Source organism: Acinetobacter sp. XH1741 (assembly GCF_041021895.1).
In the GTDB taxonomy this organism is placed as follows: Bacteria; Pseudomonadota; Gammaproteobacteria; order Pseudomonadales; family Moraxellaceae; genus Acinetobacter.
This window is the reverse complement of sequence record NZ_CP157428.1, coordinates 2,877,252-2,898,077: the sequence shown is the minus strand read 5'-3', so window position 1 is coordinate 2,898,077 and position 20,826 is coordinate 2,877,252. Positions and strand designations below refer to the sequence as shown.

Sequence of the window (20,826 nt, the reverse complement as noted above, 5' to 3'; positions counted from 1 at the left end):
GGTATTTAAAATGAATAAAATGCATGTGATTTTGGCTGCGGTTGTAGGTTTAATTATTGGTGGTGTAGTGGGCGCTCTCGGTTATTCTAAAACAGCCGCACGTTATGATGCGATGACGACCGCATGTGTAATGGTCAATCAAGCGGTTGAACATGGCATCTTAAAACCTGAAAAAGTAAAAGAGTTAGGCGAACTCACAGGTCAAACCCTTAAGCAAGATTATGCTTCTGTAGCATCAAAATTTAAGTTTTCTGAAAAGCAGTTAGGCAATGCTTCTGAAGGCTCGAATTGTAGTCAATTTATTGTTGGCGTAAACGCAGTGAAGTAACTAAAAGAAAACCCACATATTGTGGGTTTTTTCTTATTGATCTAACCAAGCTGAATCTATGGCATGAATTAAACGTAAGTTCAGTGCTTTCTGTTCTAACTGCCAATTTGAGAGTTCTTCGGCAGTCGGTTCTTCTTGTCCATCAGAAGCTGCTAAAAATCGTTTAAAGTAGTTTTTATAATGATAGGCAGAAACATCACCCGTAATATCTGCTGCAACTAAACGACCTTTACATGCTTCAATTACGCTCTGTAAGTGACTTTCTAGAAATTTACCTTGATCCCAGTTTGTCATTACTACATCGCTCGACAGCACATCTTTATCAATTGATAAATAGATAGGCGAATTCGATGCTTTTAGTTCTATCAGGAATGCAGTTAGCAGCTCATCTGGATGATCGAAATTTTGCCATGCATTTTTTTTACCGGTAAAACGCACCCATGATGCATTTTGCTGAATACTCCAGTAATGCAGTTTTCCTTTTAGTAAAGGCGACCAATGGTTTTCTACAGCGTGTAGCCAACCAATATCACTTGAACTAATCCCAAGCACGTCAATTCTGGCAACTTGTGGAAGCTTACTTGCCCAATACACCCATGAACCACAGTGAATACCAAAAGGGTAGCGCATGTTGTCAGGGTGGTTGTCGCAGACAATCAGGTGAATTGGTTCATCAGATGGCAATCTTTCGAGTAAAAGCTGAGTAACGTGGTGATAATCACCGCTACCTAAAAGCACACAACCGAGTTTTGAAGGTAAATGCTGGTTTAGATGTGTGCGTAACTCATCGAACTCTTTTAATTTACAACCAAAGCGAATCACTTCTTGCCATGAAGTTAAGTCAATACGTACTGCATCATCAGGATCACCCGCAGAATCATCAAAATTTAAAACGACAGGTGTTCTGTTATTTACCAGATTCATGATCGTGTTTCCTGTTTAACATGCCACTGATGATCTGCTTCAAATAAAGGTCGTAATTTTTTTAAAACAAAACGTAAGGCAGGGGAATGTATCCATACCAGATGACGGGTAAATGTAAATTTAGCCCCGAGTTGAGCTTTGACCTCAGGGTCTGTCCATCCGGCAATGTAGTATTTGAGGTTGTTGGCTAATGCATAATCTAAATTTACGAACCAACTAATAAAATATAAATTGTATTCTTTTGCGAGCGGATAATTGAGCCCAATATATTTATCAACTAGATTGTCTTTATATTCATAACAAATGTTATAGCCTACAAGCGTGTCGTCTGCCCAATATAAAAAGACTTTGCCGCCACTGTTTGCATCTTGAAGAATTTCTGAAAAAAACTCAGGGCTGAGTAGGTCGAAATGTATTTCGCTTTGTTGATAAACCGCTAAATAGAGTTGATATAAATAGGTTCTAAATCGAGAATCGTTAAACCGTTCGTCGCCCGTAGACAATTGCTCAATATTGAGTTCATTTAAACTTTTGAGTTTACGTTTAAAGTTTTTACGACGAGGTCTAGATAATCTTGATAGATATTCTTCGCGACTTGAAAAGTCGATAGGGACATATGCTAAGGCTTGGCCTTCAACAGATAAAAACCCTTTTTTTTCTGCTTCTTGAATAAACGTTTGACTGTAATTATTTTCAAGATCGCTGAGTAAAGGTGAACTTAAAGGAAGATCTTTAATAATACCTAATTTAATGTTTTGGTCATTATTTTTTAAAAAATCTGTAATTGAGTCCAGTGAAAGCTGATCGGGTAATAGACTGTATTCTGTAACAGTGGTACCGATAAAACACGTTTTAAAATGAAGGAATTTTCCCCAGATTTGATAGCCTGGTATCGCTTTAATTTTTTTAAGAAGATCAGTATCTAGAGTCGTTAATAAATCAAACTCTGTATAAAAATAAGGCAAAAAATTGTTAGAAGAATGAACCTGAAAACTTAAAGGTGGATGCTTTAAAAAAGCATCCACCACTGCCTGAGGTTCTAACTGATTCAGGTTTATAGTCATAAATTGATTTTAAATTTCCCGTTTAGCTCGAATTAATAATTGGTCAAGTAATACCATAGCTTGATCGATTTCGGCTCTCGAGATTTCTAGAGATGGTGCAAATGTAATTACGTTTTTGTAATAACCGCCTACATCTAACACCAAACCACATTGCTGACCTTGATATTCAAGGGTACCTGAAAGACCGATATCGACCATTTTATCCAACAATTCTTTGTTTGGAGTAAAGCCATCAGCCTGACAAATTTCTGCACGCAATGCTAGTCCTAAACCATCAACATCGCCAATTTCTGGATGACGTGATTGTAAGTCTTTTAGACCTTCTAGGAAATAGGCACCGCTTTCCATGATTTGTTTTTCATAGTCTTTTTCAGCCAACATGTTCATGACTTCAAGACCAACTGCTGTACCAAGTGGGTTAGATGCAAATGTTGAGTGAGTTGAACCAACTGGGAAAATTTCAGGATTAATCATTTCTTCTTTTGCCCAAATACCAGCAAGAGGATTTAATCCGTTGGTTAACGCTTTACCAAATGCAACAACGTCTGGTGTAATGCCGAAATGTTCGAAAGACCAAAGTTTACCAGTACGGTAGAAGCCCATTTGGATTTCATCTACAACCAATAAAATACCGTGGTCATCTAGAACTTTTTTCAAGCCTTTATAGAAGTTTTTCGGTGGAATAACATAACCACCAGTACCCTGAATTGTTTCGATATAGAAAGCAGCAAATTCACTTTCACGAACTTTAGGATCCCAAACACCGTGGTATTCATTTTCAAAAAGACGTGCAAATTCAGCAACTAGCTTGTCTGCATATTCTTCTGGTGTCATGCCTTTAGGACGACGGAAAGGATATGGGAATGGAATGAATTGAGCACGCTCACCAAAATGGCCATAACGACGACGGTAGCGATAGCTTGAAGTAATTGAAGATGCGCCTAAAGTACGGCCATGGTAACCGCCTTCGAAAGCGAACATGCGGCTTTTGCCTTTAGTAAAGTTACGTACAACTTTTAATGAGTCTTCAATTGCTTGTGAACCACCAACGTTGTAGTGAACACGGCCTTGTACACCTGTCTTTTTAAGCATGTCTTCAGCAATAACTTTACTGAGTTCAATTTTAGTTGGGTGTAAATATTGGCTAGCAATTTGAGGAAGTTTATGAATTTGGTCGATAAGTGCTTGGTCTAAACGTGGGTTTTTATAACCAAAGTTGACTGCCGAATACCACATTTGTAAATCTAAATATGGGATATTCTGGTCATCAAATATATAGCTGCCCTGACAATCCGTAAAAATCTTAGGTGGGTTTACATAGTGTACTGTATCACCATGTGAACAATACTTTGCCTCATCTGCTAAAAGTTGCGCTTCATCAAGTGGAACGCGGTTATTAGAACTTGTTGCAGAAGTGCTTTCTTGCTTGAATGTATGATTGTTGTTCATACTTCTATTCCTTTTACGGTTGATGTTTTCAGTATGTACGTTTTAGATACAGAGGCTGAGTGTGAAAAGAGTGTTTATATTTAAAAGGTAAAGGTAAGCCCCACAGCAGGAGTAATGTCTGTGCGTTTTTTTACCATTGGACTTTTAAACTGTTCGTTTGATAAATAATTAACTTCAATAGAGCTAAATGCGTTTACGTGTTTAGAAAGTGGGTAGTTGGCCGTCATACTTACAAACGGCGATATACTTTGGCCGGGTTGATAGGCTGCGATACCACTACGTTTACTTTCAGCATCGCTTACGCCGTAGTAATACTGGTTATATTTTGCGTTGTTCCACTGGACACCTGCTTCGGGATAGACGGTTAAATTGCCTTTGTCCACTTCAGCGATATAAGACGCTCTTAAAATCGTTCCTTTACTACGCGATAAAACATCGGTATTAAGTCGTGCTTTAAATCCGCCATAAGGTGTAATTCGCATATAACTTGCACCAGCCAAAACAGACCATTTGCGTTTGTCTAGTAAACGTAGCTCACCACTTGGATCATATGAGTTTCCGTCATAGTGACCATCGAGGCGTAATTGATTTTTGTCGTCTTTGAACAGGTAATAACCGGCATCGTCGCCTTCAATATAGAATTTATCATTGTCATAGAAAAAAACAGGTAAAAGCGTTTGAGAAGTTTTATGACCTTTATAAGCCTGAAAATTTACAGAATAATTAAAACCCATTGTGAAATCTGGCGATGAGCTTTCTTCTTGAGCATCTTGTGCATAAGCAGAGCAGTAAAAACAGCTACTGGTAATTACTATTGCTATGGAGATTCTTTTCAATGGTTTAATCATATTTAGTCTTTCTGGGGTGAAGAAAAAACGGTGTTTAGTTGTGTTCTGTTCAAAATTTTTTTGAATATAAAAGCTAATTCTTATGCAAAACTTAAGAAAAAATTAAAATTAACTTAATTTTGTATTTTTTTGCCAATCCTTTCTAATTTTAGATAAAAAAGAGACTTTTTAAGAAAAATGAGCGATTCATTTTTTGGCATATCCTTGTTTAAAAAATTGATTGGTAAGTTTTTCTTTAAAATAGAAGATGTTTTTTTCAACCATTAAATCATCTGAACTCTATTTATACTTTTGTAATTGATGGAATAATATAATACTTTATTCAAAATTTTTTTGAAGACTTTTAATTAAAGAAATTTTAAGATTTCCCGCCTAAAGTCAGAGTGTGATTTTTTTATAAAAATTCTTAGATTATTTGTATGAGGCATTTTATGTTCATGGTCAACCAGCACTACTATACAGATCACACTGTACCTTGGCATATTTTATGTGACTTTGATGGAACAATTAGTTTAAAAGATACAACGGATTATTTGCTTGAAACTTATGCAAAAGCTGGTTGGGAAGAAATTGAGGAAGAGTGGGAACAAGGAAAGATTGGTTCCAAAGTTTGTATGCAAAAACAGATTGAACTATTAGATGTCTCTGTTGATGAGTTGCAGCAATGTCTCGATAAAATTGAAATTGACTTGGGGTTTATCGAGTTGGTAAAGATTACTGCTCAATATAAAATTCCATTGACCATTGTAAGTGATGGCCTCGATTTTGTGATTCGCCATATCTTAAAAAAATATCAGTTAGACCATTTGCCTGTGATTGCAAATCATCTGGTTCAGACAGGTGAAAGATCATGGAGACTAGAGTTCCCGAATCAGGAGGTGAACTGTGTTAGTCAAAGTGGAACGTGTAAATGTAAGGTTGCCAACCAAAAACCTCAAAAACATACTATCTTGATTGGTGATGGCCGTTCAGATTATTGTCTCGCAGGCAATGCAGATTATGTTTTTGCAAAAAAATCTCTGATAGACCATTGTATAGAAAACCACATTTTCCATACAAAGTTTGAGAACTTTGCAGAAATTTACCAGCCTTTGGCTAAACTATTAAGTAGCGATTTTGGAATAGATACTCCAGTAACGGTGATTACATGATAAAAGACAACTCATTTTTTTTATCGGGCAACCGAACTGGTATTCTACTCATTCATGGTTTGACTGGTACGCCAAACGAAATGAGAGGAATCGCACGCGTGCTTCATCAGGCTGGTTATAGCGTATATGGCGTACAGTTGGCTGGACATTGTGGCGATGTTGAAGACCTCGTGAACAGTCGATGGGAAGATTGGTTTAATAGTGTCGTTGCAGCAGCAGAAAAGCTAAAAGAACATACCGATGAGTTATTTGTTGCAGGCTTATCGATGGGATCTTTGTTGGCGTTAAAGTATGCGTCGACTTATCCGGTTGCCGGAGTGATTGCTTATAGTCCAACCTTTCAATACGATGGCTGGAGCATTCCTTTATGGTCAAAAATGCTGGCACCTATTGTTTTGCCTAGTGTGCATTATCTCAATATTTTCCGTAATAATACCTTTGATGAAGCTGAACCTTACGGCATCAAAAATGAAGTATTGCGCTCACGTATTGTTCAGGCCATGAACAGCGGTGAAAGTAGTGAAGCAGGTTTACCGGGTAATCCGTGGCATTCATTGTTCCAGTTGCAGCGTCTTTCGCGCAATGTTCGCAAAAATCTTTCAAATATCACTGCACCATGTCTATTACTACATGCCTATGACGATGACATTGCTCACCGTAGAAACAGTGAATTAATTTATGCCAAAGTGAAGGGGCCTAAGAGTTTAATCTGGCTTTATAACAGTTATCATATGATCACCATTGATAATGATCGTAAGCAAGTGATTGACGAATCCATTCATTTTATTCAGCAGTACCAACAGCAAAAAAAGAAGCCAGAAACACTGTCAACTAGACAGGAACGAAGAGTTTCACCTGAAAAGATTGGTGAACTTGTATGAATATTGTGGTGTTCAGTGTATGGATGCTAACCATTTTGATTGATACTGTTGGGCAGTTGGCTTTTAAGGCCGCTGCTCATGAAAGTAAAACCAACGAAGGGCTTGAACATTGGTGGTTCATGGCTAAACGCCCGTGGTTATGGGTGGGTGTTTTTTGTTATATCTTTGAATTTGTTGTTTGGCTCGCTTTCCTCTCACTAGTTCCACTTTCTGTTGGAGTGATGTTAGGGTGCATTAATATTGTTGTGATTATGCTTGCTGGGCGTTTATTCTTTAAAGAAAAATTAACTCGAAATCGATTAATTGGTGTGATTCTGATTGGACTCGGAGTGACTATTGTTGGGATTGGAGCATGAGAAAATTTTATATTGTTGGTTTTTTAACATTAATGCTCTTCGATACTTTGGCACAGATCAGTTTTAAGTTGGCTTCAAATCATGCGATGCCTTTAACTTTTGATGTAGATTGGCTGCTTCGGGTATTTGGTCATCCCTGGATTTATGGGGCTTTCATTGGGTATTTGGGTGCCTTTTTTATCTGGATGAATTTATTAAAGCATGCCCCGATAGGTCCTGCCTTTGCAGCTTCACATTTAGAACTCATCACTGTCATGTTTTTGTCGATTTGGCTGTTTAATGAACCGCTCACATTTACAAAAGTCACAGGCGCTATTCTTATTTTTGCTGGTGTCTGCTTCTTGGCTAAAGATGAAGAAGAAACCCATAGTCATGAAGAAGTCGCTACAAAATAATCTTTAATCAATTATTTGTTAAAACCGTCATAACCCCCGTAACTGATATTTATAAATGTTAGTGCAATGCTCGATAAGTATTAGGGGATATGGCGGTTTTATTATTTTTTAAGTTAATAAATTGAAAATTAAAAGAAAGATTTAAAATAAGTCATCTGGTTTTTTGTATAAAATAAAAAGACAAATTTTCAAACCCAAATATAAATAAAGATGTTCTTATCCCTTAATTATGTTTATTAAATAGCTGATGTAATACTTACTGCAACACAGCCAAAGCGCTATTATTTATAAGAGATTGATACTTCATAATGAAAAACGATATAGAGACTTTAAAATGAAAAAGCTTGCAATAACCTTAGCTACTTTGATTCCACTTTCAAGCTATAGCTTCGCCAATGACTCGACGGGTTATGTCGGTACAGGTGGTATTCAGTATTTAAAAAACGCACAAGTTACGATGCAGAGTGAAGATCTATTTATTAGTAAAAAGATGATTAAGGTCGATTATGTATATAAAAATTTAAGTAACAAGGATGTGACAGAAACCGTTTTATTTCCACTACCACGTGTTGATAACTTTTTTGAAGCGGATTTTGCAGACACAGACGCACTTTTAAAAAGCTTTAAAATTGTGGTGGACGGTCAAAATATAAAACCGGAAATGCATGTCAGAACGTTTATTCAAAAAGATGAAAAATCGCCTGTAATTGATGTAACGGATGAATTTAAGCAGTGTGGTTTCAGTGAAAAAGACATGCTGAATCCATGGATCCGCAATAACTATGATTATTTGCATTATCTAGATAAGCTGAACAAATGTAATAAACCACAAATGCAGAAGATTTTAGCTCAATTTGAAAAAGATGATGTAATTCCGTGGTCATCTCAAGTTATTTATAGCTGGAAGCAAACCTTCAAAGCCAATAGTTTGACTAAAATTCACCATGAATATAAGCCCTTAGTGGGTGGTTCTGTAGGTCTCACACCAGAAGAAGATAGTAAGCAATTTTGCATGGATAAACAGCTTAAGCAGGGCCTTAAAAAAGCACAGGCAGAACATTCGCCGTTTAGTGCGTTAGGTTATATTTTGACGACAGGTGCTAACTGGGCAAAGCCTATTGAAAACTTTAAGTTAACGATTGAACGTGATAAAGACGAACTGGTTTCATTTTGTTGGGATGGCAAAGTCACTAAAATTAGTCCGACTCAATTTCAAATGAGCAAAACCAAGTTTGTACCAAAACAAGACTTAGACGTTATTTTTGTTCATCTTCCATAAACCCATACAAACTTTAATTTGTATAAAATTGCATCACTTTTGATTGTGTGTCATAACCTAGCTATGGCGCACAATAACAAGAGGATGCCGTATGTTGCTCAAGGGAAAAGTAGCAGTTATTTTTGGAGGCAGTGGTGCAATTGGCACTGCGATTGCGCAAGTTTTCCTTCGTGAAGGAGCACATGTTTATTTATGCGCAAGAGATTTAAATAAACTACAAAACATTGCGACACAACTGCAAAAACATGAAGGCATGGTACATACCGTTAGTGTTGATGTACTCAATAGCCAAGCAACCAGTGATGCCGTTGCTCAAATTGCCCAAGCGACGGGTGCTTTAGATATCGTCATTAATGCGACCAGTTTTATACATAATCAGGGTAAAGTACTTGTGGAGTTAAACCTTAACGAGTTTGTAGGGGGAATAGAGCCATTTCTAACGGCTCAGTTTAATATATCGAAAGCTGTGGTTCGGTATATGGGTGGTGAGCGTGGCGGAACCATCATTTCAATTGTGGCGCCTTCAGCACGAATGGCGATACCGGGACATCTCGGACATATTGTGGGTTGTGCTGGAATTGAGGCGTTTATTAAGGCGCTTGCCAGTGAGTTAGGTTCTAAAAATATACGGGTACTCGGTGTGCGCTCACATGCAATTGTTGATGCGGTTCAAGCGGGTTCTTATACACGTGAATTATTTGAGTCTAAAGCACAAGCAATGGGAATCAGCATAGGACAATGGCTTGAAGGTGCTGCTCAGAGCACCATGCTAAAGCGTTTACCTACACTTTCTCAGGTTGCTGAAACCGTCGCTTTTCTTGCCTCGGAACATGCGAACTCAATGACCGCAACGGTTGTAAACATGACTGCTGGTGCAATAATCGATTAGCGTAGTTTATTTTTAATCCAATAATCTAAACTAAAGTAACGACCACCTCCAAGTACAAGCAGGGCAAGTAGCATAATCATATAGGTCGCGGCAAATTCAATTCCGTTATTTAAAATAACAAACGAACCGCTCGATGTAAGCCAGTCATAGTTGCCATAGTTCTGTAAAATCTCTCGAGCTTTATCTAACTTTTCAGCGGAAGCCAATACTTGCATGTTCGCGAAGGGAGCATGCGGGTCTGCAATTGCTTGCCATCCATTTGGGAGGTGTACCGTAAATATTGCAACTAACATGGTAATAATAAGAGGAATACTAATTAAACGGGTAAATAAACCTAATGTTAAAAGTATGGCACCTGCTAGTTCAGTTGACGTTGCAAGCACGGCCATTAAATAGGGAAAAGGAAGGCCCAATCCTCCATCTGAACTGCCGAACCATTCTACAATGTCATTGAAGTGCATCAGTTTATTTGTACCCGCCATCCAAAATATAGGAACTAGATACAATCGTATAGCCAATGCGGCAATGCCGTCAATATGTTGTAAAGACTTACCGAGGTTTTGATAATATCGAGATAAGCCATAAATAAAGTTCTTCATGATAATTTCACATCCAATGCGATTGAATAATAATTAGTCGGATGGAAACTGTATTTCTTACATAAAAATTTTTTTATTTACGGTGTAATAAAAAGGGATTTAGTCCGTCTAACTTTATGTACATGTGTACAAACCGAGAAATTAGCATTAAAGGAATACGAAAATGAACAAACTCAACTCAATGACTTCAGTGGCAGCATTATTAGCACTTTCAGTTGTGGGTGCTACGCAAGTGGCTGTAGCAGCAACCAATACAACAACCGAAGTACATGCAACCAAAGCAGCCGATGGTAAATGTGGTGAAGCGAAATGCGGAGCCAACAAAATGAAAAAACACGAAAAGTCTGCTGAAGCAAAATGTGGAGCAAATAAAAAAGCAGCAGATGGTAAATGCGGAGCAACTAAAAAAGCAGCGGACGGCAAGTGCGGGGCAGATAAAAAAGTTGCTGATGGCAAGTGTGGCGCCAAGTAAACAATCTAATCATGGATGATGTCGGCCTTCTAGTAAGTGTCGGCATCATTTCCAAAAGGAGTAATCACCATGATGGAGTTGAATGGTGTGGGGCTTGGTTTAAGACGTGACTTTATAGATTCGTTTCTAACTGCAAAAACATATCCGGACTTTATCGAAGTTGCCCCAGAAAACTGGTTAGGTTTTGGTGGTCGACATGCAAAACTACTTGCACAGTGTGCTGAAAAAGCGCCGTTAATTTGTCACGGGTTGTCATTATCTATTGGAGGGCCGCATCCACTTAATCTCGAATTTATAGGTAAAATAAAACGCTTTTTAGAACAATATGATGTACCAATTTATTCTGAACATTTAAGTTATACAAATGATGGCGGCTATTTATACGATTTGTTGCCCATACCGATGACAGAAGCCGCTGTTAAATATGTGGCTGAACGTATTTTACGTGTGCAGGATATTTTAGGAAAAAGATTAGTTATAGAGAATGTTTCTACTTATTTAATGCCGAATGCCGAAATGAGTGAAGCTGAATTTATCCGTGAAGTAATGCAACATGCAGACTGTGATTTGCTCCTTGATGTAAATAATGTCTATGTCAACAGTATCAATCATGGTAGCGATGCATCTGGTTTTATCCAGAAAATGCCAAAAGAAAGAATCCGTTATTTACATATTGCTGGGCATGAAAAAGTTCAGAAGAACTTATTAATCGATACCCATGGGGCAGAAGTTTGTGACCGTGTTTGGGAGCTATTGAGATATACCTATCAAGTGTGTGGAGTAAAACCGACTTTATTAGAACGCGACTTTAATATTCCATCATGGCAAGAATTAGAAGAGGAACTCGCCAAAATTAAACTCATTCAACAACAGGAGAGTGGCTATGAAGGGAAATCAAATATCCTTCCAAACCATGCAACGACAGTTTTGTGAATGGATTCGTGATCCTGATTTGGAAATACCTCAAGCACTTCCTGCTCAACGAATGCAAATTTATCGGGACTTACTTTTTAATAATATCAGCTCATTTATTGAGTTAGTTTATCCGGTAGCTCGTTCGATGTTGCCAGAATTAAAGTGGCAACAATTGCTGTTAGAGTTTTTTCAAAAAGCTAAGAGTCGCTCACCTTTATATAATGATATTTCTTTAGAGTTTAGAGAGTATTTAACAGCACGACAGCATCCAATATTGCAAGAATATCCTTGGTTGGCTGAATTATTGCAGTTTGAATGGCTTGAACTGTATTTAGATACTGTTGAAATTGAAAATGATGTTTTACACGAAAATTGTGCTTGGCAGTTAACCACCAAAGTATGGGTACTGGTTTATCAATATCCCGTTTATACGTGGACGACTTTGATGACGCTAGAACAAGTTGAACTTGCACCAAGTGCAATAATGGTCTGGCGTGATCAACAAAATAAAGTATGTATTGAACAGCTTTCGCCTTTGTTTGCTATGCTGATTGAACAGTTAACGAAAAATATAGCGTTAACTGACCATGATATTTTCACACTCATTCATTCCGTACTCACTGACTTGTCTGAGCCTGAAATTTATCTGCAAATTCAAGAACTCAAAAACCTCTTAACTCGACTACAATTAATTCAAATTCCCCATGATTTTAAAGAGGTACAAGGATGACTTCGGCCGCGGCATCACATCATGACGACTTAGGGGATCAACTGCATAACCCAGCCTTTTTACAAGACTTAAGGCAGCAAATGATTAAATTTGCTTTTTTACAGTTATCCTCACTTCCGCAAGCTGAAGATGTAGTGCAAGAGGCTTTAACCAGTGCTTTTCAAAACTTAGATTCATTTAAAGGGCGGGCTGCGTTCAAAACATGGGTATTCGCTATTTTAAAAAATAAAATTATTGATGTGGTTCGGCAAAAGTCACGTTTGGTTGCCATGTCTGAATTATTTAAAGATGAGGAAAGCGAACTCAGTGTTGATGAATTGTTTGATGTTTCAGGACACTGGCATAAATATGAAGCACCTCAAGCATGGCAAAGCCCTGAAGAAATGATGGAGCAGTCAGATTTTTGGATAATTTTTGAAGCCTGTTTAGATCATTTGCCTGCCAAATATGCTCAGGTTTTTATGATGAGAGAAGTGGTAGAGCTGAGTTCTAACGAAATTTGTAGCAAGCTGGAGTTATCTATTTCAAACTTTAATGTGTTGATGTATCGAAGTCGTACCCGTTTACGGGAATGCTTGGAAAATAAATGGTTATTGAAGGAGGATTGTTCATGTTGACATGTCGACAAGCCACTCAACTGTTGTCTGAAAAACAAGATAGACCACTTTTTTTACGTGAGCAAAGTGGTTTACAACTGCATTTGTTGGCATGCCGATCATGCCGCCGTTATGCAAAACAGATCAAAACAATTAGTCAGCTTTCTAAAGCATTTAAAAATTTGGATAACTAACTTTAGTTAAAAATTTATTTATTGCTGGCCATAACACGCTAAAAGCTTACATACTATAAAAGTAAAGGAATTTTTAAGACAGGATGAAACGTGAATTTAAAGAATCTTGAAGCATTTTATTGGGTTGTTACTTTAAATAGCTTCAATAAGGCTGCAACTAAATTACAAACGACGCAGCCTGCGGTATCTCAAAAAATCACATCTCTTGAAAATGAATTAGGTTTTAAGGTTTTAGACCGAAGCTTGCGGCAGTTTAAACTGACCCATAAAGGCATGACTTTATTTAAATATGCCGAAAAGTTTATGCGCTTAGAAACAGATCTAGTCGCAGAACTGACCGAAAACCAGCACCTGACTGGCACCATTCGTTTAGGCGTTTCCGAAACTATTGTTTATACGTGGCTCGTTGAATATATAGAAAAGGTTCAACAAGAGTTCCCAAAAATTTCCGTCGAAATTGTGGTTGACCTGACACCTAATTTACAAGAAGGCGTTCGTACGGGAGACTTGGACATGGCCTTTTTACTTGGCCCAACCTTGGCTTTTGAATGTATTGAGCAGTCCCTTTGTAACTTTGAACTCAGTTTCTTAGCAGCACCATCGTTTAAAGGTGGAATTGGGCAAATGTCTTTTAAAACCTTAATGTCGCATACCATTTTAACTTATCCAAAAATTACCTATCCCTATAAGGAATTAAAGGCCAAAATGAAAGAACAGGGCATTGATGAGCCGCTTTCAATTACCAGTTATTCTTTAGCGACTTTATTGCGTCTTGCTGAGCAAGGTTTAGGTATTGCAGTCGTACCGACCTTAACGGCTTTAAAGGAAATTACCGACGGACGACTGGAGATATTAGATACGCCTATTCGCTTAAAAACCTTTCATTTCACGTCCATTTATATTCACGGGAATGACGTTGCCTTGAAAGAAAAATTAACCGAGGTCGCTGTTAAAGTCTCAGCAAGTGCCATGAAAAGGCTGAATGAGCAAATTAAAAAATAAGTAGAATCGGTGATCTTTTCATCTCATTTTTCTTCTCTAAATTATCGCTGCTTGTATGCAAAGTCATAAAGGCAGCTTATGAAAGTCGATAAGTAAAATTTATCCTGACTTTTAATAAAATAAAAAATAATAAAAATTAAATACTTATAAATTTTAATTTATGTAAAAAGTCTTATTGTCCGTAGGGATGAGCTATGTTTTTATTTGAGATACAAGATTTGATCACCGATTAAGTTGATTGGGGAACAGGGAATCTTTGTCATTTTAAAGGATTAAAGAATATCGTTTAGGATAAAAATGGTGTTCTTGATTCAACTTGAAAATAGCGTTGTTAAGCTCAAATGGATGAGGAACGCATTAATATGTCTTTACTGAAATCTTCTTTTTTATCAGATCGCCAATGGGCCATTGTTGCCTCAATCTTTATGATGGCGACCTCTGCAATGGGGCCAGGATTTTTAACCCAAACTGCTGTATTTACAGTTAAGTTAGGTGCGGCATTTGGCTTTGCAATTTTAGTTTCCATTCTGATTGATTATGTCGTTCAACAAAACATTTGGCGCGTAGTCACACTGACTCAAATGCGCGCATCGGATATTGCCAATAAAGCATTACCGGGTAGTGGTTATTTACTGGCATTTCTGGTGATTTTGGGCGGTTTTTTCTTTAGTGTAGGTAACATTGCAGGTGCAGCTTTAGGTTTAAATGCACTTTTTGGCCTAGACACAAAGTGGGGCGGTATTTTAAGTGGTGCCTTAGCCATTTTGATTTTTGCTTCCAAAAAAGCAACGCTTGCTATGGATAAAAGCATGATCGTGTTGGGATTGCTTAAAATCCTGCTGATTATTATCGTTGCTGTGATTGTGATGCCTCCTGTTGGGCAAGCTGTACACCAAACTTTTGCTCCAGATCATATCGACTTTGCCATTATTACCACCATTGTAGGCGGTACAGTGGGTGGCTATATCTGCTATGCAGGTGCACACCGGTTACTCGATAAAGGCGCGGTTGGCCCTGAAAATATTGATGAAGTTGCCAAAGCTGCGACCAAGGGCATTATTGTCGTCGGCATCATGCGCTATGTACTGTTTTTGGCATTCTTAGGTGTGGTGGTGAGTGGTGCAACCATTGATTTAGCCAGCCATGATGCCAATCCGGCAGCCCAAGCATTCCAATATGCAGCGGGTACATTTGGTTTTAAATTATTCGGCTTAATTTTCTGGGCAGCAGGTATCAGTAGCACGATTGGTGCAGCTTATACCTCAGTTTCATTCTTTACCGCATTTAAAAAGAATTTAACCCCAAAGCAAACCAACTATACGACCATTACTTTTATCGCATTGGCTTTATTGCTGTATGTGTTATTGGGTGCAACTCCAGCAGGTCTACTCATTTTTGTGGGTGGTTTTAACGGTTTGGTGTTGCCAATTGGCCTTACAATTTTTGTGTATGTAGCAGCTTGCCGTAAAGATTTAATGGGTAATTATAACTATCCAAAATGGTTACTTATTTTGGGTGGGTTAACATGTTTGTTGACGTGGTGGATGGGCTATATGTCGTTTACGACAGTGTTTAATTATTTGACTAAGCTTTAAGCCAGACTGCGTGAAGTAATAAAGGAATAATGCCATGTTTGTAGATTTAAATAGTGATTTGGGTGAAAGCTTTGGGTCATGGAAAATGGGTAATGATGACCAGATTTTACCAGTCGTGACCAGTGCCAATATTGCTTGTGGCTTCCATGCTGGCGACCCGCTGGGTATTTTAAAAACGGTTCGTAAAGCAGTGGAGCTTGGCGTAACTATTGGTGCTCACGTGTCTTACCCAGACCTTGTAGGCTTTGGCCGCCGTAATATGGATTTGTCACGTGACGAGCTTATTGCTGATGTGCTTTACCAAATTTCTGCACTCGATGGTTTGGCGAAAGTAGCAGGCTCAAAAGTGCAATACGTTAAACCACATGGCGCACTTTATAACACTATTGCACATGACCAAGCACAGGCAGCGGCAGTAATTGATGCGATTAAAATGTATAACCCTGAACTGGTTTTAGTGGCTTTGGCAGGTTCGAACTTAGTGGAACAAGCACGAGCGGCTGGTTTAAAAGTTGTATCTGAGGCATTTGCAGACCGTGCTTATAACAGCGATGGTTCACTAGTATCTCGCCGTCTAGAAGGTGCGGTTTTACACGACTCGGCATTTGTAGCAAGCCGTGTGGTATCTATGCTTAAAAATGGTGGGGTAGAGTCAATTGATGGCGTATTTACTCCAATTCAAGCCGACACCATTTGCTTACATGGCGACACCGACGGTGCGCTTGAGATGTCGGCTGCCATTAAAGCCGAGCTTGTAAAAAACAATATTGAAATTCGCCCGTTTGTAAATAAAGCATAAGGATGAGCAACCATGTATAAGGATATTAAAGTCGACCCAGCTCAGCTTGAAGCCGCTTTAGATGCGCGTTTAAAAATTCGTGCAGGTTTTGATAAACCGACAGCAGGTATGGCTGCGGGCATGACGCAGGTCAACATGATTTCGGTGCCAAAAGAGTGGGCATATGACTTTTTACTCTATGCGCACCGTAACCCGCAAAGCTGTCCAGTGCTTGATGTGCTCGAAGAAGGCATTTATGCAACTAAGCTTGCAGCAGACTCAGACATTCGAACCGATTTCCCGCGCTATCGCATTTGGAACGATGGTCAAATGGTCGATGAAGTGACCGATGCAAGCGAGATTTATAACGCTCATCCTGATTTGGTGACTTTCTTAATTGGTTGCAGTTTTTCGTTTGAAACAGCTTTGCAAGAAGCGGGGATTGAAGTTCGCCATATTCATGACGACACCAATGTACCGATGTATTTAAGCAACATACAGTGTGAACCAGCAGGGCGAATCTCAGGAAATATGGTGGTTTCCATGCGACCAATTCCATCTCATCAAATTAGTGAAGCGGTAAAAATTACCTCACGTATGCCAAGTGTACACGGCGCACCTGTACATATTGGGCACCCTGAAAGCTTAGGGATTTTGGATGTAAATAAGCCAGATTTTGGCGATGCTTCTCGCATTGAAGCGGGTGAAATTCCAGTGTTTTGGGCATGTGGGGTAACACCACAAGCAGCAGTCATGAACTCAAAAATTCCTTTTGCGATTAGTCATGCACCGGGTCACATGTTTATTACCGACATTCCTGACCGTGCTTGGATGGGCTAAATAGCTAAAGAAGAATTAAAAGGATAAGCAAATGCGTTTTTTATCGGTAAACGCCGATTGTTTTCTGATTGAGCTTGCGAGCTTAGAGGAAACTTTGGCGTTGTACAATAAATTGCAAAATACGCAATTGAATGGAATTAAAGACTTAGTCCCCGCTGCAAAAACAATTTTGGTTTTTTTTAACGAGATCGAAACTGACTTTAAAACGTTGGTTGCTTCAATTCAAAGCCTCAAAATTGATTCTAGATTTGAGCGTAGCAGCCAAGAAGTGATTGTACCGATTCGTTACGATGGCGAAGACCTTGCACAGGTTGCAGAGTTACAAGGGCTGTCTGTGGCTGATGTGATTAGAAAACATCACCAAAGCCTGTGGAATGTCGCTTTTATTGGTTTTGCGCCGGGCTTTGCTTATATGAGTAGTCCCGATAAGCCTTTTACTGATATTCCGCGTTTAACGGTTCCGCGTAAAAAAATACAGTCAGGTTCTTTGGGTTTGGCTGGAAAATACTCTGGTATTTACCCAAAAGACAGTCCGGGTGGTTGGCAGCTGATTGGTACTACATCGGAAAAAATGTGGGATTTAGAGCGTAAAAATCCAGCACTACTTTTACCGGGCATGACCGTACATTTTGAGGATGTCACGCATCGCCCAGCGACTGTGAATGTACCACAGCAAATTACGCGTAGGGTTGAACCGAAACAATCGGTGCCACTGTTTACGATTACTGCGCCAAGTTTACAGATGCTCATTCAAGACGAAGGGCGCTTAAACCAAACCAATATTGGGGTTGGTGTTGCAGGTGCAATGGACTTGTCGGCCATGCATAGTGCTAACCGTATTGTGGGTAATCCAACCGATACACCCGTTATTGAAGTTTTAAATGGTGGCTTAAAAGCCAAAATGCAGCATGCAGGTGTTATTGCAGTGGCAGGAGCGATCTCAAACATTCGTGTGAAATTTGCCGATGGGCAAACCGCAGATTTTGCAAGCTATCAACCGATTGATCTGGATGAAGGTGATGAGTTTCAGATTCAGCCACCAACAGCAGGCTTAAGAAACTATTTGGCAGTTCGCGGTGGTATAGACGTTGAACCAGTACTGAATAGCGCTTCGTTTGACAGCTTGGCAGTGTTAGGACCAGAGCCTTTAAAACTTGGAGATACCATTTATCAAGGGCAGGTTAAGGCAGCCAACATTAGCGTAAATGAACTGGGCAAAAGCAATTTGCCTCAAGCAGGTGAAGTGGTTGAGTTAGATATTGTGATGGGACCACGCACAGACTGGTTCGAACAAGACAGTATTGAACTACTCTGTCAGCAAGAATGGCTTGTGACCAATGAAAGCAACCGAGTCGGGCTAAGACTTTCAGGTGAGCAGGCTTTAACCCGCAAAATTATCTACGAGCTGGAAAGTGAAGGCACATGTATTGGCGCTTTACAAATTCCACCAAGCGGCCAACCCGTTTTATTTATGAATGATCACCCTTTAACAGGCGGATATCCGGTTATTGGCTCTGTTGCTAAACACCATTGGGACTTGGTGGCACAGATTCCGGCAGGTTGCCGCATCAAATTTAAAAAAATTGCCGAATTTACAGATTTTGAGAATGAATGATGAATACAGAAAAATTATTGATTGCTAACCGTGGTGAAATTGCCGTTCGTATTATCCATGCCTGCCGTGACATGGGCATTTCATCGGTTGCGTTATATGCAGATGATGATATTGGCAGCATGCATGTCGAACTGGCAGATGAAGCATGGGGCTTGGCTGGTGCTACCACCAGTGAAACCTATTTAAATATTCCTGCGATTATTGAAATTGCAAAAAAATCGAAAGCGACCATGGTGCATCCGGGTTATGGCTTTTTATCTGAACGTGCCGAGTTTGCCCAAGCCGTGATTGATGCAGGTTTAAAATGGGTAGGGCCATCTCCAAGTGCGATTGAAAAACTAGGTGATAAAATCGAAGCACGTAAAATTGCTGCTTCAGTCGGTGCGCCGTTAGTTCAGGGTACGCAAGACCCACTCAACAATGCAGATGAAGCTTTAGAGTTTGCCAAACAGTTTGGTTTGCCTATTGCCATTAAAGCCGCATTTGGTGGCGGTGGCCGTGGCTTAAAAGTTGCGTGGAAACTCGAAGAAGTGAAAGAGCTTTATGAGTCGGCAGTACGCGAGGCAAAAGCTGCTTTTGGCCGTGGTGAATGTTTTGTCGAGCAATATCTCGATAAACCGCGCCATGTAGAAGCGCAGGTGATTGCCGACCAACATGGCAACATTGTGGTACTGGGTACACGTGATTGCTCGTTGCAACGCCGTAACCAAAAGTTAGTCGAGGAAGCACCAGCACCATTTATTAGCGATGAGATTTACCAGCAAATTTTAACATCGGCAAAAAACATTTGTCAGGCTGCAAACTATGTAGGTGCAGGTACAGTTGAATACTTACTGAGTCGTGACGGCAAGCTTTCATTTTTAGAAGTAAACACACGTTTGCAAGTTGAGCATCCTGTTACCGAAGAAACCTCAAAAGTTGATTTGGTGGTTGAGCAAATTCGTGTTGCGCAAGGTGAAGTGCTTTCTATTAAAGAAACACCAAAAGCGCAGGGACATGCGATTGAGTTTCGTATAAATGCCGAAGACCCAGCTCGTGGGTTTATTCCAGCCTTTGGTGTGTTGAGTTTATTCGAAGCGCCGTTTGGTCATGGTGTACGAGTCGATACAGGTGTTCGAACTGGCTCTTTAGTATCTAGTCACTTTGATTCACTCATGGCAAAACTGATTGTGACTGGCCCAACTCGTGAAGTTGCAATTGCCCGCGCTAAACGTGCTTTAAAACAATTTAAAATTGAAGGCATAGCATCGGTTTTAGATTTTCACCGTGCAGTACTTAATGAACCTGACTTTACTGATGAATTTAATGTACACACGCGTTGGATCGAAAATGACTTTAAACAAGAGTTAAAGCCGACGAAACGAGGCATTCCAAACCATCAACAACCGATGTTACTTAGCTATATTGAAATTGATGGTAAGTTACACCGTTTAGGTTTACCTGCGGGGATGTTTGCACAAGGCCCAGCGACCGCAGCCCAAGCACAAACAGCCGAACCAGAAGTAAGTGCCGAGCATTTACTTGCCCCAATTAATGGTGTGATTAGCGCTTGGAAAGTTGAAAATGATGAGCAAGTCACCGAAGGTCAAGTGGTAGCCATTATGGAAGCCATGAAAATGGAAGTGCAGGTACTTGCACACCGTAGTGGTGTTATTCAAATTGGCGCAGAGAAAGGCGCGACCTGCCATGCAGAAACGGTGATTGGTAGCATTAATTAAGTTTTGAATAAATAATTTGACCTGATTTTATTTTTAGTTTGATCGGGTCAAATCGAATGCTTATTAATTAACTCAATCATGCGTTTTTCAGGTTTTCATTAACTATTTACACCTTGAAAGCCTGTACGGGTTATGAGATATTTATCACAGATTAGTGGTGTAAATATTGATCACTGTATTTAAAGCTCGCTTATGCGAGCTTTAATTT

Annotated in this window: 23 protein-coding genes; 18 read left to right on the top strand and 5 right to left on the bottom strand. The window is 39.4% G+C overall.

Annotation, left to right across the window (positions count from 1 at the left end; genetic code table 11):
• Window positions 1-10: 10 nt before the first annotated feature.
• Window positions 11-328 (top strand): hypothetical protein, encoded by a 318-nt coding sequence (locus tag ABLB96_RS13840; RefSeq protein WP_348896775.1) that lies wholly within the window; start codon window positions 11-13, stop codon window positions 326-328.
• Window positions 329-361: 33 nt separating this feature from the next.
• Here ABLB96_RS13840 and ABLB96_RS13835 read toward each other — a convergent pair whose 3' ends face one another.
• The 4 genes from ABLB96_RS13835 to ABLB96_RS13820 form a co-directional block, all read right to left on the bottom strand.
• Entirely contained in the window at window positions 362-1,252 is an 891-nt protein-coding gene (locus ABLB96_RS13835) for a hypothetical protein (RefSeq protein WP_348896774.1), read from the bottom strand.
• Window positions 1,249-2,316: a GNAT family N-acetyltransferase gene (locus ABLB96_RS13830; RefSeq protein ID WP_348896773.1), complete on the bottom strand. Its 1,068-nt coding sequence runs from the start codon at window positions 2,314-2,316 to the stop codon at window positions 1,249-1,251. The genes ABLB96_RS13835 and ABLB96_RS13830 overlap by 4 nt, the downstream gene beginning before the upstream one ends.
• A gap of 9 nt (window positions 2,317-2,325) precedes the next feature.
• Window positions 2,326-3,765 (bottom strand): aminotransferase class III-fold pyridoxal phosphate-dependent enzyme, encoded by a 1,440-nt coding sequence (locus tag ABLB96_RS13825; protein ID WP_348896772.1) that lies wholly within the window; start codon window positions 3,763-3,765, stop codon window positions 2,326-2,328.
• An 80-nt stretch (window positions 3,766-3,845) separates the two neighbouring features.
• Window positions 3,846-4,613, bottom strand: a complete 768-nt coding sequence (locus tag ABLB96_RS13820; RefSeq protein ID WP_348896771.1) for a MipA/OmpV family protein — start codon at window positions 4,611-4,613, stop codon at window positions 3,846-3,848.
• Between the two features lie 431 nt (window positions 4,614-5,044).
• On the opposite strand from ABLB96_RS13820, the gene ABLB96_RS13815 reads away from it, so the two are divergent.
• The 6 genes from ABLB96_RS13815 (at window position 5,045) to ABLB96_RS13790 (ending at window position 9,564) form a co-directional block, all read left to right on the top strand.
• A complete protein-coding gene (locus ABLB96_RS13815) occupies window positions 5,045-5,764 on the top strand; it encodes an MtnX-like HAD-IB family phosphatase (RefSeq protein WP_348896770.1) in 720 nt (239 codons plus the stop codon).
• Window positions 5,761-6,645: an alpha/beta fold hydrolase gene (locus ABLB96_RS13810; RefSeq protein WP_348896769.1), complete on the top strand. Its 885-nt coding sequence runs from the start codon at window positions 5,761-5,763 to the stop codon at window positions 6,643-6,645. Before ABLB96_RS13815 ends, ABLB96_RS13810 begins: the two co-directional genes overlap by 4 nt.
• Complete coding sequence (locus ABLB96_RS13805; RefSeq protein ID WP_309454797.1) at window positions 6,642-7,001, top strand: EamA family transporter; 360 nt, start codon at window positions 6,642-6,644, stop codon at window positions 6,999-7,001. The genes ABLB96_RS13810 and ABLB96_RS13805 overlap by 4 nt, the downstream gene beginning before the upstream one ends.
• A complete protein-coding gene (locus tag ABLB96_RS13800) occupies window positions 6,998-7,396 on the top strand; it encodes an EamA family transporter (RefSeq protein WP_348896768.1) in 399 nt (132 codons plus the stop codon). Before ABLB96_RS13805 ends, ABLB96_RS13800 begins: the two co-directional genes overlap by 4 nt.
• Before the next feature lie 334 nt (window positions 7,397-7,730).
• Window positions 7,731-8,675, top strand: a complete 945-nt coding sequence (locus ABLB96_RS13795) for a DUF4424 family protein (protein ID WP_348896767.1) — start codon at window positions 7,731-7,733, stop codon at window positions 8,673-8,675.
• A 91-nt stretch (window positions 8,676-8,766) separates the two neighbouring features.
• The gene (locus ABLB96_RS13790; RefSeq protein WP_348896766.1) at window positions 8,767-9,564 is read left to right on the top strand and encodes an SDR family NAD(P)-dependent oxidoreductase; all 798 of its coding nucleotides are present in this window, start codon (window positions 8,767-8,769) and stop codon (window positions 9,562-9,564) included.
• Here ABLB96_RS13790 and ABLB96_RS13785 read toward each other — a convergent pair.
• On the bottom strand, window positions 9,561-10,163 hold the full coding sequence (locus ABLB96_RS13785; protein ID WP_151763686.1) for a DoxX family protein: 603 nt from the start codon (window positions 10,161-10,163) through the stop codon (window positions 9,561-9,563). The genes ABLB96_RS13790 and ABLB96_RS13785 overlap by 4 nt on opposite strands.
• A gap of 163 nt (window positions 10,164-10,326) precedes the next feature.
• Here ABLB96_RS13785 and ABLB96_RS13780 point away from each other — a divergent pair, with 163 nt between their 5' ends.
• From ABLB96_RS13780 to ABLB96_RS13730, 11 genes are all read left to right on the top strand, one after another.
• On the top strand, window positions 10,327-10,635 hold the full coding sequence (locus tag ABLB96_RS13780; RefSeq protein ID WP_106465928.1) for a hypothetical protein: 309 nt from the start codon (window positions 10,327-10,329) through the stop codon (window positions 10,633-10,635).
• Window positions 10,636-10,704: 69 nt separating this feature from the next.
• On the top strand, window positions 10,705-11,568 hold the full coding sequence (locus ABLB96_RS13775) for a DUF692 domain-containing protein (RefSeq protein ID WP_348896765.1): 864 nt from the start codon (window positions 10,705-10,707) through the stop codon (window positions 11,566-11,568).
• Window positions 11,519-12,280: a putative DNA-binding domain-containing protein gene (locus ABLB96_RS13770; protein WP_348896764.1), complete on the top strand. Its 762-nt coding sequence runs from the start codon at window positions 11,519-11,521 to the stop codon at window positions 12,278-12,280. The genes ABLB96_RS13775 and ABLB96_RS13770 overlap by 50 nt, the downstream gene beginning before the upstream one ends.
• Window positions 12,277-12,897 carry an RNA polymerase factor sigma-70 gene (locus ABLB96_RS13765; protein WP_348896763.1) on the top strand — a complete coding sequence of 207 codons (621 nt, stop codon included), beginning with the start codon at window positions 12,277-12,279 and terminating at the stop codon, window positions 12,895-12,897. The genes ABLB96_RS13770 and ABLB96_RS13765 overlap by 4 nt, the downstream gene beginning before the upstream one ends.
• Window positions 12,891-13,070, top strand: a complete 180-nt coding sequence (locus tag ABLB96_RS13760; RefSeq protein WP_348896762.1) for a zf-HC2 domain-containing protein — start codon at window positions 12,891-12,893, stop codon at window positions 13,068-13,070. The genes ABLB96_RS13765 and ABLB96_RS13760 overlap by 7 nt, the downstream gene beginning before the upstream one ends.
• Before the next feature lie 90 nt (window positions 13,071-13,160).
• Window positions 13,161-14,072: a LysR family transcriptional regulator MumR gene (gene mumR / locus ABLB96_RS13755; RefSeq protein WP_348896761.1), complete on the top strand. Its 912-nt coding sequence runs from the start codon at window positions 13,161-13,163 to the stop codon at window positions 14,070-14,072.
• A 341-nt stretch (window positions 14,073-14,413) separates the two neighbouring features.
• Window positions 14,414-15,667, top strand: a complete 1,254-nt coding sequence (locus tag ABLB96_RS13750; protein ID WP_081400410.1) for an NRAMP family divalent metal transporter — start codon at window positions 14,414-14,416, stop codon at window positions 15,665-15,667.
• A 34-nt stretch (window positions 15,668-15,701) separates the two neighbouring features.
• Window positions 15,702-16,466 carry a LamB/YcsF family protein gene (locus ABLB96_RS13745; protein ID WP_000496072.1) on the top strand — a complete coding sequence of 255 codons (765 nt, stop codon included), beginning with the start codon at window positions 15,702-15,704 and terminating at the stop codon, window positions 16,464-16,466.
• Window positions 16,467-16,478: 12 nt separating this feature from the next.
• Window positions 16,479-17,285, top strand: coding sequence for a putative hydro-lyase (locus tag ABLB96_RS13740; RefSeq protein WP_348896760.1), 807 nt, complete (start codon window positions 16,479-16,481; stop codon window positions 17,283-17,285).
• A 31-nt stretch (window positions 17,286-17,316) separates the two neighbouring features.
• Window positions 17,317-18,900, top strand: coding sequence for an urea amidolyase family protein (locus ABLB96_RS13735; protein ID WP_348896759.1), 1,584 nt, complete (start codon window positions 17,317-17,319; stop codon window positions 18,898-18,900).
• Complete coding sequence (locus ABLB96_RS13730) at window positions 18,900-20,618, top strand: biotin carboxylase N-terminal domain-containing protein (RefSeq protein ID WP_348896840.1); 1,719 nt, start codon at window positions 18,900-18,902, stop codon at window positions 20,616-20,618. The genes ABLB96_RS13735 and ABLB96_RS13730 overlap by 1 nt, the downstream gene beginning before the upstream one ends.
• Window positions 20,619-20,826: the final 208 nt, after the last annotated feature.

Excerpts from the sequence above, each read along its gene's own strand:
- ABLB96_RS13840 (WP_348896775.1), top strand. The coding sequence starts at position 11 with ATGAATAAAATGCATGTGATTTTGGCTGCGGTTGTAGGTTTAATTATT.
- ABLB96_RS13835 (WP_348896774.1), bottom strand. The coding sequence starts at position 1,252 with ATGAATCTGGTAAATAACAGAACACCTGTCGTTTTAAATTTTGATGAT.
- ABLB96_RS13830 (WP_348896773.1), bottom strand. The coding sequence starts at position 2,316 with ATGACTATAAACCTGAATCAGTTAGAACCTCAGGCAGTGGTGGATGCT.
- ABLB96_RS13825 (WP_348896772.1), bottom strand. The coding sequence starts at position 3,765 with ATGAACAACAATCATACATTCAAGCAAGAAAGCACTTCTGCAACAAGT.
- ABLB96_RS13820 (WP_348896771.1), bottom strand. The coding sequence starts at position 4,613 with ATGATTAAACCATTGAAAAGAATCTCCATAGCAATAGTAATTACCAGT.
- ABLB96_RS13815 (WP_348896770.1), top strand. The coding sequence starts at position 5,045 with ATGTTCATGGTCAACCAGCACTACTATACAGATCACACTGTACCTTGG.
- ABLB96_RS13810 (WP_348896769.1), top strand. The coding sequence starts at position 5,761 with ATGATAAAAGACAACTCATTTTTTTTATCGGGCAACCGAACTGGTATT.
- ABLB96_RS13805 (WP_309454797.1), top strand. The coding sequence starts at position 6,642 with ATGAATATTGTGGTGTTCAGTGTATGGATGCTAACCATTTTGATTGAT.
- ABLB96_RS13800 (WP_348896768.1), top strand. The coding sequence starts at position 6,998 with ATGAGAAAATTTTATATTGTTGGTTTTTTAACATTAATGCTCTTCGAT.
- ABLB96_RS13795 (WP_348896767.1), top strand. The coding sequence starts at position 7,731 with ATGAAAAAGCTTGCAATAACCTTAGCTACTTTGATTCCACTTTCAAGC.
- ABLB96_RS13790 (WP_348896766.1), top strand. The coding sequence starts at position 8,767 with ATGTTGCTCAAGGGAAAAGTAGCAGTTATTTTTGGAGGCAGTGGTGCA.
- ABLB96_RS13785 (WP_151763686.1), bottom strand. The coding sequence starts at position 10,163 with ATGAAGAACTTTATTTATGGCTTATCTCGATATTATCAAAACCTCGGT.
- ABLB96_RS13780 (WP_106465928.1), top strand. The coding sequence starts at position 10,327 with ATGAACAAACTCAACTCAATGACTTCAGTGGCAGCATTATTAGCACTT.
- ABLB96_RS13775 (WP_348896765.1), top strand. The coding sequence starts at position 10,705 with ATGATGGAGTTGAATGGTGTGGGGCTTGGTTTAAGACGTGACTTTATA.
- ABLB96_RS13770 (WP_348896764.1), top strand. The coding sequence starts at position 11,519 with ATGAAGGGAAATCAAATATCCTTCCAAACCATGCAACGACAGTTTTGT.
- ABLB96_RS13765 (WP_348896763.1), top strand. The coding sequence starts at position 12,277 with ATGACTTCGGCCGCGGCATCACATCATGACGACTTAGGGGATCAACTG.
- ABLB96_RS13760 (WP_348896762.1), top strand. The coding sequence starts at position 12,891 with ATGTTGACATGTCGACAAGCCACTCAACTGTTGTCTGAAAAACAAGAT.
- ABLB96_RS13750 (WP_081400410.1), top strand. The coding sequence starts at position 14,414 with ATGGATGAGGAACGCATTAATATGTCTTTACTGAAATCTTCTTTTTTA.
- ABLB96_RS13745 (WP_000496072.1), top strand. The coding sequence starts at position 15,702 with ATGTTTGTAGATTTAAATAGTGATTTGGGTGAAAGCTTTGGGTCATGG.
- ABLB96_RS13740 (WP_348896760.1), top strand. The coding sequence starts at position 16,479 with ATGTATAAGGATATTAAAGTCGACCCAGCTCAGCTTGAAGCCGCTTTA.
- ABLB96_RS13735 (WP_348896759.1), top strand. The coding sequence starts at position 17,317 with ATGCGTTTTTTATCGGTAAACGCCGATTGTTTTCTGATTGAGCTTGCG.
- ABLB96_RS13730 (WP_348896840.1), top strand. The coding sequence starts at position 18,900 with ATGAATACAGAAAAATTATTGATTGCTAACCGTGGTGAAATTGCCGTT.